This is a genomic window from Mesorhizobium sp. WSM3873 (genome assembly GCF_001672445.1).
Lineage (GTDB): Bacteria > Pseudomonadota > Alphaproteobacteria > Rhizobiales > Rhizobiaceae > Mesorhizobium.
In genome coordinates this window covers 124228-138780 of sequence record NZ_LYTM01000023.1, presented here as the reverse complement: position 1 = coordinate 138780, position 14553 = coordinate 124228, and the positions used below count along the sequence as shown (strand labels likewise).

Annotated in this window: 12 protein-coding genes; 7 read left to right on the top strand and 5 right to left on the bottom strand. The window is 64.9% G+C overall.

Annotated elements, in window-relative coordinates:
* Positions 1 to 493: 493 nt before the first annotated feature.
* The 3 genes from A9K71_RS16400 (at position 494) to A9K71_RS16390 (ending at position 3409) form a co-directional block, all read left to right on the top strand.
* A complete protein-coding gene (locus tag A9K71_RS16400; RefSeq protein WP_066997655.1) occupies positions 494 to 2236 on the top strand; it encodes a PAS domain-containing sensor histidine kinase in 1743 nt (580 codons plus the stop codon).
* On the top strand, positions 2211 to 2993 hold the full coding sequence (locus tag A9K71_RS16395) for a peptidoglycan-binding protein (RefSeq protein WP_066997651.1): 783 nt from the start codon (positions 2211 to 2213) through the stop codon (positions 2991 to 2993). The genes A9K71_RS16400 and A9K71_RS16395 overlap by 26 nt, the downstream gene beginning before the upstream one ends.
* Before the next feature lie 68 nt (positions 2994 to 3061).
* Positions 3062 to 3409, top strand: coding sequence for a DUF1491 family protein (locus tag A9K71_RS16390; RefSeq protein WP_066997648.1), 348 nt, complete (start codon positions 3062 to 3064; stop codon positions 3407 to 3409).
* A gap of 60 nt (positions 3410 to 3469) precedes the next feature.
* Here A9K71_RS16390 and A9K71_RS16385 read toward each other — a convergent pair whose 3' ends face one another.
* Complete coding sequence (locus A9K71_RS16385; RefSeq protein ID WP_066997645.1) at positions 3470 to 4465, bottom strand: DUF2336 domain-containing protein; 996 nt, start codon at positions 4463 to 4465, stop codon at positions 3470 to 3472.
* A gap of 186 nt (positions 4466 to 4651) precedes the next feature.
* Between A9K71_RS16385 and A9K71_RS30505 the strand changes: the two genes are divergently transcribed.
* Complete coding sequence (locus A9K71_RS30505) at positions 4652 to 4840, top strand: hypothetical protein (RefSeq protein WP_082953733.1); 189 nt, start codon at positions 4652 to 4654, stop codon at positions 4838 to 4840.
* A 9-nt stretch (positions 4841 to 4849) separates the two neighbouring features.
* Here the strand turns inward: A9K71_RS30505 and A9K71_RS16380 are convergent, their stop codons facing one another.
* Together A9K71_RS16380 and A9K71_RS16375 are read right to left on the bottom strand one after the other, a co-directional pair.
* The gene (locus A9K71_RS16380; protein WP_066997643.1) at positions 4850 to 5398 is read right to left on the bottom strand and encodes a DUF1254 domain-containing protein; all 549 of its coding nucleotides are present in this window, start codon (positions 5396 to 5398) and stop codon (positions 4850 to 4852) included.
* Entirely contained in the window at positions 5391 to 5975 is a 585-nt protein-coding gene (locus A9K71_RS16375; protein ID WP_066997640.1) for a DUF1214 domain-containing protein, read from the bottom strand. The genes A9K71_RS16380 and A9K71_RS16375 overlap by 8 nt, the downstream gene beginning before the upstream one ends.
* A gap of 272 nt (positions 5976 to 6247) precedes the next feature.
* Between A9K71_RS16375 and A9K71_RS16370 the strand changes: the two genes are divergently transcribed.
* A complete protein-coding gene (locus A9K71_RS16370; RefSeq protein ID WP_066997638.1) occupies positions 6248 to 7441 on the top strand; it encodes a DUF930 domain-containing protein in 1194 nt (397 codons plus the stop codon).
* Positions 7442 to 7497: 56 nt separating this feature from the next.
* On the opposite strand, the gene A9K71_RS16365 is transcribed toward A9K71_RS16370, so the two are convergent.
* Positions 7498 to 9654 carry a penicillin-binding protein 1A gene (locus tag A9K71_RS16365; RefSeq protein WP_066997635.1) on the bottom strand — a complete coding sequence of 719 codons (2157 nt, stop codon included), beginning with the start codon at positions 9652 to 9654 and terminating at the stop codon, positions 7498 to 7500.
* Between the two features lie 167 nt (positions 9655 to 9821).
* Positions 9822 to 10460 carry a TetR/AcrR family transcriptional regulator gene (locus A9K71_RS16360; RefSeq protein ID WP_066997632.1) on the bottom strand — a complete coding sequence of 213 codons (639 nt, stop codon included), beginning with the start codon at positions 10458 to 10460 and terminating at the stop codon, positions 9822 to 9824.
* 113 nt (positions 10461 to 10573) lie between these two features.
* Between A9K71_RS16360 and A9K71_RS16355 the strand changes: the two genes are divergently transcribed.
* Together A9K71_RS16355 and A9K71_RS16350 are read left to right on the top strand one after the other, a co-directional pair.
* Positions 10574 to 12985, top strand: a complete 2412-nt coding sequence (locus A9K71_RS16355) for an FAD-dependent oxidoreductase (RefSeq protein WP_066997629.1) — start codon at positions 10574 to 10576, stop codon at positions 12983 to 12985.
* Between the two features lie 12 nt (positions 12986 to 12997).
* The gene (locus tag A9K71_RS16350; protein WP_066997626.1) at positions 12998 to 14551 is read left to right on the top strand and encodes a trimethylamine methyltransferase family protein; all 1554 of its coding nucleotides are present in this window, start codon (positions 12998 to 13000) and stop codon (positions 14549 to 14551) included.
* Positions 14552 to 14553 lie beyond the last annotated feature (2 nt).

Below are 14553 nucleotides of genomic sequence, written 5' to 3'. Positions count from 1 at the left end.
GCATGACCTCTTTTTATGGACATGACAATGGCACGAAGGCGCGAAGCGTGGCTTGCGCCGAAGCCGCGAATTTTCTTCAAATTTTAGATAAAGTCGAAAGGATTGGTTTCGCAATTGATCTAACTCAAATCTGATCGACTGTATTAATTTTGAAACAACCATCTATGTGGCTGTTTCAAAAGAACAATTCTGGAAAGGGCGAGCATCGGCACTGGGTTTTCGGGAGGCTCGGCGAGGCGGGCTGTGGCTAACGCTCCATTTACCATGGCGGCAGATCGACGGGCTTTGGGGTGCCGGCGTCCCGATATTTGCCGCGGGCAGGGCGCTCGCCTTCCCTGCCTTATCCATTCCTTAAACGCTGGATGCGACTTTCAATCCAATCAAGAGTCACCTGCAGAAGCAGGGCAATTCACGACCGGGTCCGAGTGCGTTGAGTTCGATTACGGCCAGATACGTTCCTCTGCCTGGCGCGGTTGCCGCCGGCTGCGAACGCATGGTTCATCCGACCGTCACGGACGAGGCTGAGCGCCAGCGCCAGCGCCGCTTCATCGGCGTCATGCTCGCTGCTCCCTTCCTCGCCGCGGGTGCGGCGGTGACGCTGGTCACCTCAAGCCTGGGTGCCGCCGTTACCGTGGCTGCGATCTTCGGCGCTTTCGGTCTGTGCTGGTTCGCAGCGCTTCTGGTTGCCGCCACCGGCCGCATGACGCTCGCCGGCCGTGCCTCGGTGGCGACGGGCGGCCTCGCGCTTGCCGGCGCAATTGCCGCGGCGGGTGGTCTGGCGTCGCCCGTCGCGCTGCTTGCCGTGGCTTTGCCGGTCGAGTCTTGGTGGATCGCCGGGTCGCGCCGCGCAGCAATTTCGGGCGCGCTGGCGGCATTCGGCGCCATCCTGCTGCAGCCTTTCGCAAACCAGTTCCTGCCGCTCGGCGAGGCCGCGATCGCCGGTTGGCACTGGCTGCTGCCGCTTGCCTGGGCGCTTACGCTCCTGCCGCGCGCGGCGGCCTTCGCCAATCCCGCCGATGCGCGTCAGGTTGAGCCTGCGGTGGACCGTCTCGAAGAGACGATCGATGCCGTCGTGCTGCGCGTCGGCCGCCAGGGCGAGGTACTCGACGCTTCGGCCAAGGCGCGTTCCATTCTGAAGCTGGCGCCGGAACTCCTGCTCGGTACCGGCTTGTTCGAGCGCGTCCATCTTTCCGATCGCGTCGCCTATCTCACCGCCCTCGCGGACATGCGCGACGGCGCGCCGAAGCGCCGGCTCGACCTGCGCATCCGCTTGCCGCGCGACGGTGGCGGCTCGGCCGACAATTTCCGCCCGTTCCGCCTTGAATTGCTGCGCGGCGCGCGGGAGCAGGACATCTTGACCTTCGTCCTTCGTGAGAACGACGAGGTCGCTGCGCTCCGCGAAGAGCTTGCCACGGCGAGGGAGGCTGCGGCTGCCGCCGAAGTGGCCAAGGGGCGTTTCCTGGCGGTGGTCAGCCACGAGCTGCGCACGCCGCTCAATGCCATCATCGGCTTCTCCGACATGCTGCTGCACGAGATGTTCGGCGCCTTCCGCGATCCGCGCCAGAAGGAATATGTCGCCCTGGTCAGGGAGTCCGGCCAGCATCTTTTGTCCGTCGTCACCTCGATCCTCGATGTCTCGCGCATAGAGGCAGGCGCCTATGCCACCGAGCTCGAGCCGTTCCGCTTCGCCGATGCGGCCGACATGTGCCGCTCGATGATGCGGCCGCTGGCGGAGGCCAAGAGCATCGCGCTCGGCGCCCAGATCGCGCCTGACGCCGGCGAGATCAATGCCGATCGCCGCGCCGTGCAGCAGATCTTGATCAATCTCGTTTCGAACGCCGTGAAGTTCACGCCTGACGGCGGCAGCGTGGTGATCGGCGCCAAGCGGGTCGGCTCGCGGCTGCATTTCTGGGTGAGCGACACCGGCATCGGCATCGCCGACGAGGATATGGCCAACCTCGGCAAGCCGTTCATGCAGATCCAGAACGACTATACGCGCCGCTTCGAGGGAACCGGGCTCGGCCTGTCGCTGGTCAAGGGGCTGGTGGCGCTGCATGAGGGCACGATGTCGATCGAGAGCGCCCCGGGCGAAGGCACGACGGTGACGATCAGCCTGCCGGTGAACGGACCGAAGCGGCGCTCGGGCGCGCCGGCCGACGTGCTGCCGGTGCCGATTGCAAAGCCGAAGGGGGATGCAAATGGGGACAGCAATGGCTCGCTCCGCAAGACGGCCTAAAGTGGTCGAACCCGAGCGTGGCTTGCTTGCCGAGAGCGCTGCGGCGGTTGGCCAGATGATCTCGCGCAACCCGGTTCTGGTCGGCGGCTCGACCGCCTTCCTGGTGACGCTATTCTACGTTTCGGCCAACGCGCTCTGGTACCAGCCTTTTCCACACACGAGCGCCTTCTTCGCCACCAGGAGCATCGAGAATTTCCCGCATGCCGTCTCGGATGAGCCGGAGACCACCATCAACATCGTGCGGCAGGCGCAGCCCACTCCCAAGCCCGATCCGGTCGTCCAGCAGGTGCAGGGCATATTGAAGGACCTCAATTTCTACGACGGCACCGTCGACGGCCTCACGGGCCCAGCCACGCGCAAGGCCATCCAGGCCTATCAGCTCAAGGTCGGGCTGCCCGCCTCCGGCGATATCGACGGCGCGCTGCTCGATCAGCTTGGCGCCAGGCAAACGACTGCGGCCATTCCGCATCCGGCCCCGAGACCGGCCGACAGGGCTGCGGCCCAGGCCGCCGGACCGGCGGCCATTCCGGTCTCCTCTCCGGCCAACGGCGCAACGCAGGCCCCCGACGCCCGCATCGTCAAGATCCAGGCTGGCCTGAAGGCCTTCGGCAATGACGATATGCAGCTCGACGGCGTCGTAGGCGCCCGGACCAAGTCTGCGATCAAGGAGTTCCAGGCGCTGTTCGGCCTGCCCGAAACCGGTGAGCCGGACGAAGTGGTCTATGCCAAGATGCGCGAGATCGGCCTGACAAACTGAGGGCTGCCGGCTTTTCGGTTCCATTGCCGATGCTGTAAGGAACCGCGCATGCCATCCGGAACCCTGCCATGCGCGTGACTACCGATCTGTGGGTATCGGCCCTTCTGCGCCGTGTCTTCACCGCCGGCGGTTTTGCTGCCGTGGTCAAGCGCGGCGCGACCGAGGCTGGCGCCGTCTTCGTGTTGTCGCGCGGCCGGCTGGGCGAGGTGGCTCTGTACGGACCGGCGCCGCAAACGAGCTACGATTCGGCCAAGCCCGACGAGCGCTTCTTCACCTTGCTCGATTCTGGCGACGATAGCTCGGCATTCGATGCAAGGCTGGAAAAGGAAAAGAGATTCGATCCCGACATCTGGGTGGTCGAGATCGAGGCCGGCTCCGTTCCGGTCGAGGAGCTTGTGTCCGTGAAGGCGGAATAGAGGCGGCGGCCCGGCGTCCCGACCGGCCACGGAAACGCTGTGCACTTCCCTGGAATTGGGTCAGGACGCCTTGCGGCCGGCGGCCTTGTCATCGCTGTTCGATGCGTGGCGCCCTGTCTCGATGGCGTTGCCGCGGATCGCCCGAGACATCGTTTCGGCCTTCCAGGCCCGCACCATGTCGAGCGCTGCCTCGCGATGCAGCAGCCGATAGCGGTCGAGGAACAGACGGATTGCCTGGGGATGCGGGAACTCGCCGGGATAGATCGCGACCGCGATCAGGAAGGCCCTGTCTTCGCTGAGGTCGAGCGCCTTGAGCGCCGCAAGCAGCGCTGCGTAGCCCGATTGCTCTGTGATTGAGCGGGCTGTGGCAAAATCGATGTCGAGCGCGTCGGCAAGCGCTGTCTGGAAGAAAGCAAGGTTGCCGGTCAGCGCCGTCTCGCGCAGCTTCAGATAAGTCGACTGTCCGAGGAACGGGTTGACAGCGGCACTTTCGCCGGCGGGCCGCATCATCGAGCGCAGGCGTCGCCGCGCGTTTTCCTCAGACACGCCGGCATCCGGGCGGTTGTCTTCTGTTGGGGAAACGGCCGGTTTCACCGGCGCGAGCTTCGTGACCGTCTCCGGGGGCCGCGTGTTGACCAGCGTCGGCTTCTCCAGCGCGCGGATCAGGTGGGCGATGGTTGCGTTGAGTTCCTTGCGGCGAGCGATTGCGCGCGCGTGCGGCAGGCCATGGCGGCCGATCAGCGCGATGAGATCGATGTCGCTCAGTGCGTTCGAGCGGGTAAGCAGCGGCGCCGCGATCTCGACCGGCTCCTCGGCCAGCCGCCGCACCAACGCGGCCGGCGCATATTCGCATTCGGAAAGGGCGGCGGCGACATAGCGGCGCGATTCGACCGACACTTCGTCGAACAGCGGCAGCGTCAGATCCTCGAGTTGGGCGATTTCGCGCCGCGACGGGCGCGTCAGCGAGCAGAAGGCCGACACGGCGGCGCGGAACAGCCTTTCGGCTTTTCCCGCTTCGGTCCGGATAGCGATGTGCCTGAAATCCGAAGAAGACACGGAGGATACGCCCGATACTCGACACAGACCCGGCCCCGCGCCTCCGGCCGGGCCGGTTTCGCGTCTCCAGGGAACAAACATCAAATTAGCCGCGATCCGTTAGCGCTCCGTTAACCCTCTGCCCGCCTTAATCGACTTTGGAGGCGTGCGTTGTGCTCCGGTCAAACCGAGAGGAATACGCGAACCATGGGCATGGTCTTGTCTTTCGTGCCGCGAGCGGCACCCGTCAATCGAGTAACCCACGACACCGACACGGCAGCGGCTGTCATCATCTTCCCCGGCGTCCGCTATGAGCCACAGCCGCAGGTCGGCGCGGCGCGTCCGGACGGCCCGGACAAGCCTGGGTCGCCACGGCCACTAGTGCCGCATCACTGAGCTGACTCTTCAGTATTCCTGCAGTTCGCAGGCACTCTGTTCGAGAAAGCGCGACACGATCGGCTTCCAGCTATCGTCCGGCACGAAGGCGCGGACGACAAAGATTCCCTCTTCGATCGGCGCCTCGACAAAGATCGCGCCCTGCAAGTCCTCGGGAAGATCGCGCCGCACGTCGATCATCTGCGCCGGTGTCAGCACCACGGCATCGAGCTTTTCGCTGTTCGCATTGTGGTCGTTGAAGGAATAGATGTTATGGCCGCTGCGGTCATAGACCGAGGCCGACCAGAACGGCACGTTGCCGGGCGCCCGGATCCGCACCAGCCCGTCGGCGAGATTGAATCGGCAGGCGGCCGCGTAGAACATGGGGTCGACCGACTTCACCACAGGTGCACCGCCGGCTTCCGCGTCCAGGCGCGTCATCTTGTAGAGGTCGGAGGCCATTGCCAGCCGCGACCAGGCATCGCGCTCGGAAAATTCCGGCACCAAAAACAGCACCGCGATATGCACGATGCCGGCGCCGAGCAGGCCGAGGACCATGGCGTGCAGCAGGCTACGCATGGCAGCCCGCCTTCAAAATGCGCGGCAGCGCCACGTCGGAAAGCCCAGTGCTGCTCGCGATCGGCGTGTCGTAGAAGGTCAGCACGAAATACATCTTGCCGAAGCCGGCCGTCAGCAGCCAGTTGCCCGGGGCAGGGCGGTCGCCGACGGAGATGACGACCGAATTGTCGGGCCGGCGCAGCACTTCGTAGGATTGCAGCACCGCCTGTCTCGCTTTGCCGGTGTCAATGACGCCGAGCGACTGGTCGGCGGCATAAAGCGTCCAGAACCGGGCCGTCGGGTAACCGCCTTCGATTGTATAGGCGCATTCCCGCTTCAGCGGTTGGCCAGCTTCATCGCGCTCGGCGACGAAGGACAACCCTTCCGCCCGGCCGAGCGCCAGCACGCCCTCACGCGCCACGCGCGCCTTGGAGTAGGGGTCGGAACCTTCCGTGCCGATTTCAGGAAAAGCTGTCCATTGGCCGATGCGGATCGCGCCGACGCCGTCCTGCGCGTTGAGCGCGTACCAGACGCTGCCGCCGCCAAGGCCGATGGCCATGGCAAGCGAAAGCAGCGTGAGGGAGACGGTCTTGAGCATGGAAGGCCGGAACTGAGGAGGTTGCCCGGGATATCGCGGCGTGGGGCCTCGTGGCAAGCCGGCTTGCCCCGGGCGTGGCGATATTCAGGTGGTCCGGCCTGCAAGCAGCATGACGTTCCCATGTCGGCGAACGGCCTGTCACGGACAAGTCCGGACCGCGCCCCTTCTGATTCTCGGCGGCGCTGCACGTGGCCATCCAATCACTGACTTGTCAGGCGCCGATCCGATGCCTGTGCTTGCAGCCGCCGCCATTTCGTTCCACATCGATCGGGATGAAGGGCGAGACAGAAGAGCGGCGTCGGAATTTGGCGTGGGCTTTGCCCGCATCGCTGATGCTGCATGCGCTGATCGCAGCGTTTCTGGTCTATACCTTGCCCAAGCGCGCCCAACAGCCGGATCAGGAGCAGCCGGTCAATGTCGCGCTTGTGCCTCCACCCGAGCAACCTAAGTCGAAGCCTCCGCCCGCACCGCAGCCGAAGCAACTCAAGGCCGAGAAGCCCCCGGAACCCAAGGCTGAAAAACCGCCCGAGCAGAAAGTCGAAAAGCCTCCAGTGCCGGAAAAGCAGCCGCCGAAGCCACCGCCGATCGCGGTGCTAAAGCCCGTTTTCCAGTACGGCAACAAGGACACCGGCCCCAGGACATCCCTGGATGGAGCCGGCAACCGGGACAACACGCCGTCGCCGGCGAAGGATAACGATACCAAGCCGCCCGCCGTGGCGAAGCCTGCACAGAAGCAATCTGCCGCGCCGGCCGATGCCGATCAGCCGGCAGATCACAGCACGGCTGACGAGAAGCCGATAATCGCCGCGACGGACACCGAGCCCGCCCAAAGTGACGAGAAGTCAGCCCAGGACACGGATAAACAGCAGGCAGCCAAGCAAGAGGCAGGAGCGCCAACCGCCGAAAAGCAAACAGCCGCGGCGCCGACGCCGATGGATGCCAAGAGCGGCGATAAGGTCGAGCTTCCGGCGCCGGCCGAAAAGCAAAAGCCCAAGCAAGCAAATGCGCTGAAGTTCAGGCCCGCAAAGGTCTCGAAGTCCCGAAGCAAGAGCGCCGGAACGTCAGGTTCTACCAACGCCGCCGTTGCTGCGTCGCCGATCTATTCCGGCCTTCCGGGTGTTCGAAAGCTCTATTCGCAGGGCGCTACCGGCGATGCGCTGGCCACAAGCTCTATGAGCGAGGTGCCTCGCGACCAGCGGGTTGCCAACCTTTGCGGCAGCGTTTTGAACGAGGAGTTGCAGGGCGCCTCCTATTCTCCCAAATGGCTGCCATCCATTCCGCTGAAGGTGGGCAATGTTCTTAACCCTCCGGTGGCCGCCTTCAGCACCGCAACCACATGGTACCGCCTGAGCTTCCGGTGCGAGGTCGACGCCGATGCGACAAGGGTCTTGTCGTTCAACTTCCGTGTCGGGGCTGAGATCCCACCCGGCGAATGGGCCGGGCTCAGATTGCCTAGTCTCCGCTAAGCTTTCCCGCGAAAGTGGGACCGGTTTCGGGGCAAGCGCATGCGTCGAACGAAGGTTCAAAGCGCGGACAGCGTCTCCGGTAGGGTAGGAGCGTTGAGCACCGGCGCCGCCTGGAAGGCTTTGGTCATTGCCCTCAGAGTCTGCGTGGTGCGGCTGGAAAGCACCGGCGGGCGCTCGGCCTCTGCCTGCGCCGCGGCATCCGCGGCCTCCTTCTTCGCCTCTTCCTCGGCCTTGGCCGCGACCTCCGGGTCGACCCAGGGATGATCGAGGCCAGGGATCGGCTTCAGATCGATGTTCTGGTGTGCATAGGCCATCAGCCGCTGCCATACCATCGCCGGCAGCGACCCGCCGGTCATTTTGTTGGTCGGCGTGAAATCGTCATTGCCGAGCCAGACGGCGGCCGTGTAGTTGCCGGTGAAACCGACGAACCAGGCGTCTCGGTAGGACTGCGTGGTGCCGGTCTTGCCGGCGACGACGATGTTGGGAAGCTGCGCGCGCCGCGCCGTGCCGATCGCCGGCACCGCGGCCAGCATGGTGTTCATGTATTTCAGAGCTTTTTCCGACAGCACACGGTGCGGCGGCGGCGCGTCCTTGGCCCAGTCATAGACGACGTCGCCGGTGCGGGTGACGAGTTGCGTGATGCCGTGCCGGGAGCCGACGAAGCCGTTCTGCGCGAAGACGCTGTAGCCTGTCGCCTGGTCCATCACCGTCATGAGGGACGTGCCGAGCACCATGGTCTTGTGCGATTCCAGCGGCGATTCGACACCCATGGATTCGGCCATCGCCTTGATCGGGCCGATACCGAGATAGTCCTTGGCAAGCCGCACCGGCACGGTGTTGATCGACTTGGCGATTGCCGTGAGCAGCGTGACGTTTCCGGCCGAGCCGCCATTGTAATTGTGTGGCGACCAACTGCCCCAACTGACGGCGCCGCCGGAAACCACCGAGTCCGGCGTGAAGCCGTGCTCCATCGCGGTGGCATAGACATAAGGCTTGAACGACGACCCGGTCTGCCGCAGCGCCTTGGTGGCGCGGTTGAACTGGCTGGCGCCATAGTCGCGGCCGCCGACGATGGCGCGCACCGCGCCGTTGGTCTCGATCACCACCACCGCGCCCTCGGTAACGTTGTATTCCTTGCCGAACTGGCGGAGATGGAATTCAACCGACTCTTCGGCCGCTTTCTGGATATTGGCGTCGAAGGTCGTATGGGCGACCAGCGAGTGTTGGCCGGGCTTGGCGATCTTCTTGACCTCGTCGAAGGCCCAGTCGAGGAAATAGTCAGGGCTCTTCTGCTCGCCGCGGTCGACGACATCTGCCGGATGCAGCCGCGCCTGCAGCACCTGGCCCTCGGTCATGAAGCCGGCGTCGACAAGGTTGGAGAGCACCACATTGGCGCGCGCACGGGCGGCCGGCAGGTTGATGTGCGGGGCGTATTTGGTGGGCGCCTTGAACAGGCCGGCCAGCATTGCCGCCTCGGCGAGGTTCAGGTCCTTGACGCTCTTGCCGAAATAGAAATCCGCCGCCGCCTCGATGCCGAACGTGCCGCCGCCCATATAGGCGCGGTCGAGATAGAGCTGAAGGATCTCCTTCTTGGAGAGATTGGCCTCCAGCCAGAGCGACAGGAAAGCTTCCTTGATCTTGCGCTCCAAGGTGCGCTCGTTGGACAGGAACAAGTTCTTGGCCAACTGCTGGGTGATGCTGGAGCCGCCCTGGACCACCGAATTGGCGCGCACATTCTCGAAGATCGCGCGCGACAGGCCGAGAACGTCGATGCCGTAATGATCGAAGAAGCGGCGGTCCTCGGTCGCCAGCACCGCCTTGATAACGATGTCCGGCATCTCGTCGACCGGCACGGAATCGCGCTGGATGATGCCGCGCTGGCCGATCTCGTTGCCGTAGCGGTCGAGGAAGGTGACGGCGAAATCGCCCTGATTGCGCCAATCGCCGGCGGTGATCTCAAACGCCGGCAAAGCCAGCGCCAACAACACCACGAAGCCGCCGGCTCCCATGGTGAATCCTTCACTCAGCACCTCGATGATGGCGCGCCGCCAGCCATGCAGGCGGAAGCGGCGGGAAAAGATGGTTGCCGCCTCCCAGAATTCGCGCGCTTTAAAGCTGATCTCGTAGAGCGAGGAATCGAGCCACGCATCGACGGCAAGAGCCGCCGAGGCGATCCGGCCTCTTCTCTTGCGGGGTTTCGAAGGAGTTGGCATTCCAGACTTCCGCCCCAATGCGCTTTCGCCCGAAAACAGCATGCGGGCAGTTTCAGGTGGCACCCTGCCAAACTATTCGACCATTTTATCACTGCTCACAAGGGCAGCGAAGCCACAGCACAAGCTTTGTTGAATGGAGGTCAATCGGCCGTGAATGGTGGGTAGCATCACCGCGCCGCGATGAAGCGCATGAAATGCGCCACATCCGCTTTGGTCGGCTCCTGGCCGGTGAAGGAGCGCAGATAGGCGGCGAGATGGCTGACGCGGGCCTCGACCGGTTCCTTGAGGTCGAGCACGTAATAGCCAATCTGCATGTAGTAGAGCACACGCGCTCGGATGAAGGCGTCCTCGTCGTCGTAGCCGTGCCGGCGGTACATGTCACGGATCGCGCTGAGGCGCTCGTCGTCGGCCTGGTCGATCATCTGCCGCACGTCTGCCGAGCGCCTCGCCCATTCGCGCACGGCGAAATCGAGCCTTGGGTCGAAAAGGCGCTCGTCGGCCCAGCATTCGAATACGTTCATCACGCCCATAATGATGGTTTCGGCGGGGCGCTGGGCGCGCTCGACGATCGCAGTGGTGTTGGTGTCGTGCCAATGCTTGAGCAACTGGTCGAGCAGATCCTGCCGGCTTTCGAAATACCAGTAGAAGCTCGAGCGCGACACGCCGAGCTTCTGGCCGAGGGGGAGCACACGCACGCTCTCGATACCGTCTGAAACCAGCGTCTCAAGCGCCAGATTGATCCAGTCCGAGCGCGTGACCTTGATGTTGCCGAGAACCGGTTCGGCCTGCGGGGCGGTCATGATCATGGCCGCACAATAGGCATGGCGGGAAGCGGCGCGCAAGCGACCTGTACACTTGTGTCTAGACACTTGTGTACAGGATGTGTATCGTAAGGCTCTCCAACGAGAGGGAGAGGCTCGTGAAATCGCATTACCGGGCAGTCGTCATCGGGGGAGGCGTGGTCGGCGCCTCGGTGCTCTATCACCTGACGCGCTTCGGCTGGAGCGACGTGGCGCTCATCGAGCGCGCCGAGCTGACGGCCGGCTCGACCTGGCACGCGGCGGCCGGCTTCCATGCGCTGAACGCAGACCCCAATGTCGCGGCGCTGCAGGACTACACGATCAAGCTCTACCGCGAGATCGAGGCCGAGTCCGGCCAGGATGCCGGGTTGCACATGACCGGTGGCGTCAACATGGCAAGCGATCCGCAGCGCTGGGAATGGCTGAAATCGGCCTGGGCGGTGTTCCAGTCGGTCGGCATCGAGACGGCCCGCCTGGTGACGCCCGAGGAGATCAAGGAGATCTGCCCGATCGTCGACGTCAGCGATGTGCTGGGTGGCCTTTACGATTCCAACGAAGGCCATCTCGACCCTTACGGCACGACGCACGCCTATGCGGGCGCCGCAAAGAAGCGCGGCGCCGATGTGATCCTGCGCAACCGCGTGATCGAGCTCAGCCAGCGCGCCGACGGCGGCTGGGATGTGGTTACGGAGAAGGGCGCGATTGTCGCCGAGCATGTCGTCAACGCCGGCGGCCTATGGGCCAAGCAGGTCGGCCTCATGGCAGGCGTCGACCTGCCGGTGACGCCGATGGAGCACCATTATTTCGTCACCGAGGACATTCCGGAGGTCGCTGCCCTCGACAAGGAGCTCGGCCTTGCCGTCGATCTCGACGGCTTCTCCTATCTTCGGCAGGAGCGCAAAGGCGTGCTGCTCGGTGTCTACGAGCAGAACCCAAAACATTGGAACATGGACGGTGCGCCCTGGGACTACGGCATCGAGCTGATCCCCGAGGACATCGACCGCATCAGCCCGGAGCTTTCGAAGGCCTATCAGCGATTCCCCTGCCTGGCCAAGGCGGGCATCCGCAAATGGGTCAATGGCGCCTTCACCTTCACCCCCGACGGCAATCCGCTGGTTGGCCCGGTGCGGGGCTTGATGAACTACTGGGTCGCCTGCGGCGTCATGGCCGGCTTCAGCCAGGGTGGCGGCGTCGGCAAGTCGCTGGCCGAATGGATGATCTACGGCGAGCCGCAGGCCGACATCTTCGGCATGGACATCGCCCGCTACGGCGCCTTCGCCGCCAACCGCGAGTATCTCAGGCAAACCACGCGCCAGTTCTACGCCCGGCGCTTCGTCATGACCTTCCCCAACGAGCGGCTGCCGGCGGGCCGGCCGCTGAAGCGGCCCGGCGCCCATGACGGCATGAGCGCGGCCGGCGCCGAGTGGACGGCCTCATGGGGGCTGGAAGTCCCGGCCTATTTCGCGCCGATGGGTTTTCGCGAGGAGACGACGCTGAAGCGCTCCAACGCCTTCGACATCGTCGGCGATGAGGTGCTGCAGGTGCGCCGCGCCGCCGGCCTCGTCGACACCACGGCCTTCTCGCGCTACGCCGTGTCCGGTCCCGGCGCCGAGGCCTGGCTCGACCGGCTGCTTGCCTGCAAACTGCCGAAGCCTGGGCGCGCGAAGCTTGCCCCGATGCTCGGCCATGACGGCAGGCTGAAGGGCGACCTTACCGTGCTCAACTGGGGCGGCGGCGACTACTGGATCATGGGCTCCTATTACCTGCGCGAATTCCACATGCGCTGGTTCGAGGCGCACATGGCGCACGGCGTCTCGGTTAACGACATCTCGGACGCGATGTCCGGCTTCCTGGTGACCGGGCCGAATGCAAGGAAGGTCGTCGAACGCGCCACGCACCAGGACGTCTCCGCCAAAACCCTGCCGTTCATGGCCTGCGCCGAGTTCGACATCGGCATGGTTCGCGCCCGGGTCGCCCGGCTGTCGATCGCCGGCGAGCTCGGCTTCGAAATCAATTGCCCGGCCACCCTGCACGGGACGCTGCGCGAGACGCTGCTCGCCGCCGGCGAAGATCTTGGTCTCGCCGAGATCGGCTACTACGCGCTCAACGCGCTGCGGCTGGAGAAGAGTTTCGGCATCTGGTCGCGCGAGTTCACGCAGGGCTACACGCCCGGCCAGACTGGGCTCGACCGGTTCGTCGCCTTCGAAAAGGGCGATTTCGTCGGCCGCGAAGCAGCTCTCAAGGAGCGCAAGGCGGGCGTCGCCCGGCGGATCGTGACCCTGGAAGTCGATGCCGCCGACGCCGACGCCAGCGGTTTCGAGCCTGTCTGGCACAAGGGACGCCGCGTCGGCTTCGTCACTTCCGGCGGCTATGGCTACACGGTTGGCAAGAGCGTCGCCCTGGCGTTGCTCGATGACGATTTCGCCGGGGAGGGGACGCAACTTTCCGTACACATTGTCGGCGTCGAACGGCCGGCGCGCGTCATCGCTGCCTCGACCTATGACCCCAAGGGCGAGGCAATGCGGCAATAGGGAGGATTGGGCATGATTGACGAAGCCGCACGCGATCAGAGGCGCGAACGCCGGCGCGGACGCACCGGCGAGGCCGGTAGCGAGTCCAGCCGCCGCCCGAACTATCGTTCGCTGAAGAACCCCTTCCTGCCGCAGCCGGTCTTTTCCGACGATCAGGTCGCCGCAATCCACGACACGGCGCTGCGCGTGCTGGAAGAACTCGGCATCAAGGTGCTGCTGCCGGAGGCGCGCGCCATTCTAGCCAAGGCCGGCGCCCTGGTCGACGAGGACAGCCAGATGGTGCGGATCGGCCGCGACATGGTCGAGGCAGGCTTGGCGTCCGCGCCGCGCTCGATCCCCGCCTATGGCGGCGACCGCTCCCGTGACCTTATCCTCGAGCTTGGGTCCATGACATTCCTCGCCGGCTCCGGCGCCCCCAACGTCACCGATCTCGAGCGCGGAAGGCGGCCCGGCACGCTCGCCGCCTTCGAGGAATTCATGAAGCTCCTGCAGCATTTCGACGTGCTGCATATGCTCGGCCCCTGCATCGAGCCGCAGGACGTCGACACGCGCTTTCGCCATTTTGCCACCGGCCGCGCGCAGCTCACCTTGTCCGACAAGTTCCCCTTCGTCTTCGCCCGCGGCACACCGCAGGTCGAGGACAGCTTCGAGATGGTCCGGCTGGCGCGCGGCCTCTCGCAGGAGGAATTTCGTAACGGCGCCTACTGCTACACCGTCATCAACACCAATTCGCCGCGCCAGCTCGATATCCCGATGGCGCAAGGCATCATCGACTTCGCCAGGTTCGGCCAGGTGTCGATCATCACGCCCTTCTGCCTGGCGGGCGCCATGGCGCCGATCACGGTCGCCGGCGCGCTGACCCTGCAGCATGCGGAGGCGCTGGCGGGGCTGACGCTCGCCCAGATCGTGCGCCCCGGCGCTCCGGTGGTCTATGGCTCGTTTTCCTCAAATGTCGACATGAAGTCGGGCGCGCCGGCCTTCGGCACGCCGGAGCACATCAAGGCGACCTTGGGCGCCGGCCAGCTCGCGCGCTTCACCGGCTTGCCTTGGCGCTCCGGCGGCGGCAGCGCCGCCAATGTCTCCGACGCTCAGGCGGCGCATGAGACGCAGTTCGCGCTATGGGGCTCGGTGCTTGCCGGCGCCACCGTCTGCATCCATGCCGCAGGCTGGCTGGAAGGCGGCTTGAGCGTCTCCTTCGAAAAGCTGATCACTGACATCGAGGCGCTGCAGACGGTCGCCGAGCTTTGCGCCATGACACCGGGTGATGCCGACGCCATTGGTTTCGACGCCATTGCCGAGGTGCAGCCCGGCGGCCATTTCTTCTCGGCCGCCCACACCATGGCGCGCTACCGCACCGCCTTTTACGAACCGCTGGTGGCCGACTGGTCGAATTTCGGCAACTGGACGCAATCCGGCGGCAAGACCGCGACGGAGCGCGCCACCGGCATCTGGAAGCGGATTCTTTCCGATTTCCAGCCGCCCGCATCCGCTGCCGCCACCGCCGGCGTGCTCGACGATTTCATCGCACGTCGCACCGAAGAGGGCGGCGCGGCACCGGTGTCGTGAGG

Excerpts from the sequence above, each read along its gene's own strand:
- A9K71_RS16400 (WP_066997655.1), top strand. The coding sequence starts at position 494 with ATGGTTCATCCGACCGTCACGGACGAGGCTGAGCGCCAGCGCCAGCGC.
- A9K71_RS16395 (WP_066997651.1), top strand. The coding sequence starts at position 2,211 with ATGGCTCGCTCCGCAAGACGGCCTAAAGTGGTCGAACCCGAGCGTGGC.
- A9K71_RS16390 (WP_066997648.1), top strand. The coding sequence starts at position 3,062 with ATGCGCGTGACTACCGATCTGTGGGTATCGGCCCTTCTGCGCCGTGTC.
- A9K71_RS30505 (WP_082953733.1), top strand. The coding sequence starts at position 4,652 with ATGGGCATGGTCTTGTCTTTCGTGCCGCGAGCGGCACCCGTCAATCGA.
- A9K71_RS16380 (WP_066997643.1), bottom strand. The coding sequence starts at position 5,398 with ATGCGTAGCCTGCTGCACGCCATGGTCCTCGGCCTGCTCGGCGCCGGC.
- A9K71_RS16375 (WP_066997640.1), bottom strand. The coding sequence starts at position 5,975 with ATGCTCAAGACCGTCTCCCTCACGCTGCTTTCGCTTGCCATGGCCATC.
- A9K71_RS16370 (WP_066997638.1), top strand. The coding sequence starts at position 6,248 with ATGAAGGGCGAGACAGAAGAGCGGCGTCGGAATTTGGCGTGGGCTTTG.
- A9K71_RS16365 (WP_066997635.1), bottom strand. The coding sequence starts at position 9,654 with ATGCCAACTCCTTCGAAACCCCGCAAGAGAAGAGGCCGGATCGCCTCG.
- A9K71_RS16360 (WP_066997632.1), bottom strand. The coding sequence starts at position 10,460 with ATGATCATGACCGCCCCGCAGGCCGAACCGGTTCTCGGCAACATCAAG.
- A9K71_RS16350 (WP_066997626.1), top strand. The coding sequence starts at position 12,998 with ATGATTGACGAAGCCGCACGCGATCAGAGGCGCGAACGCCGGCGCGGA.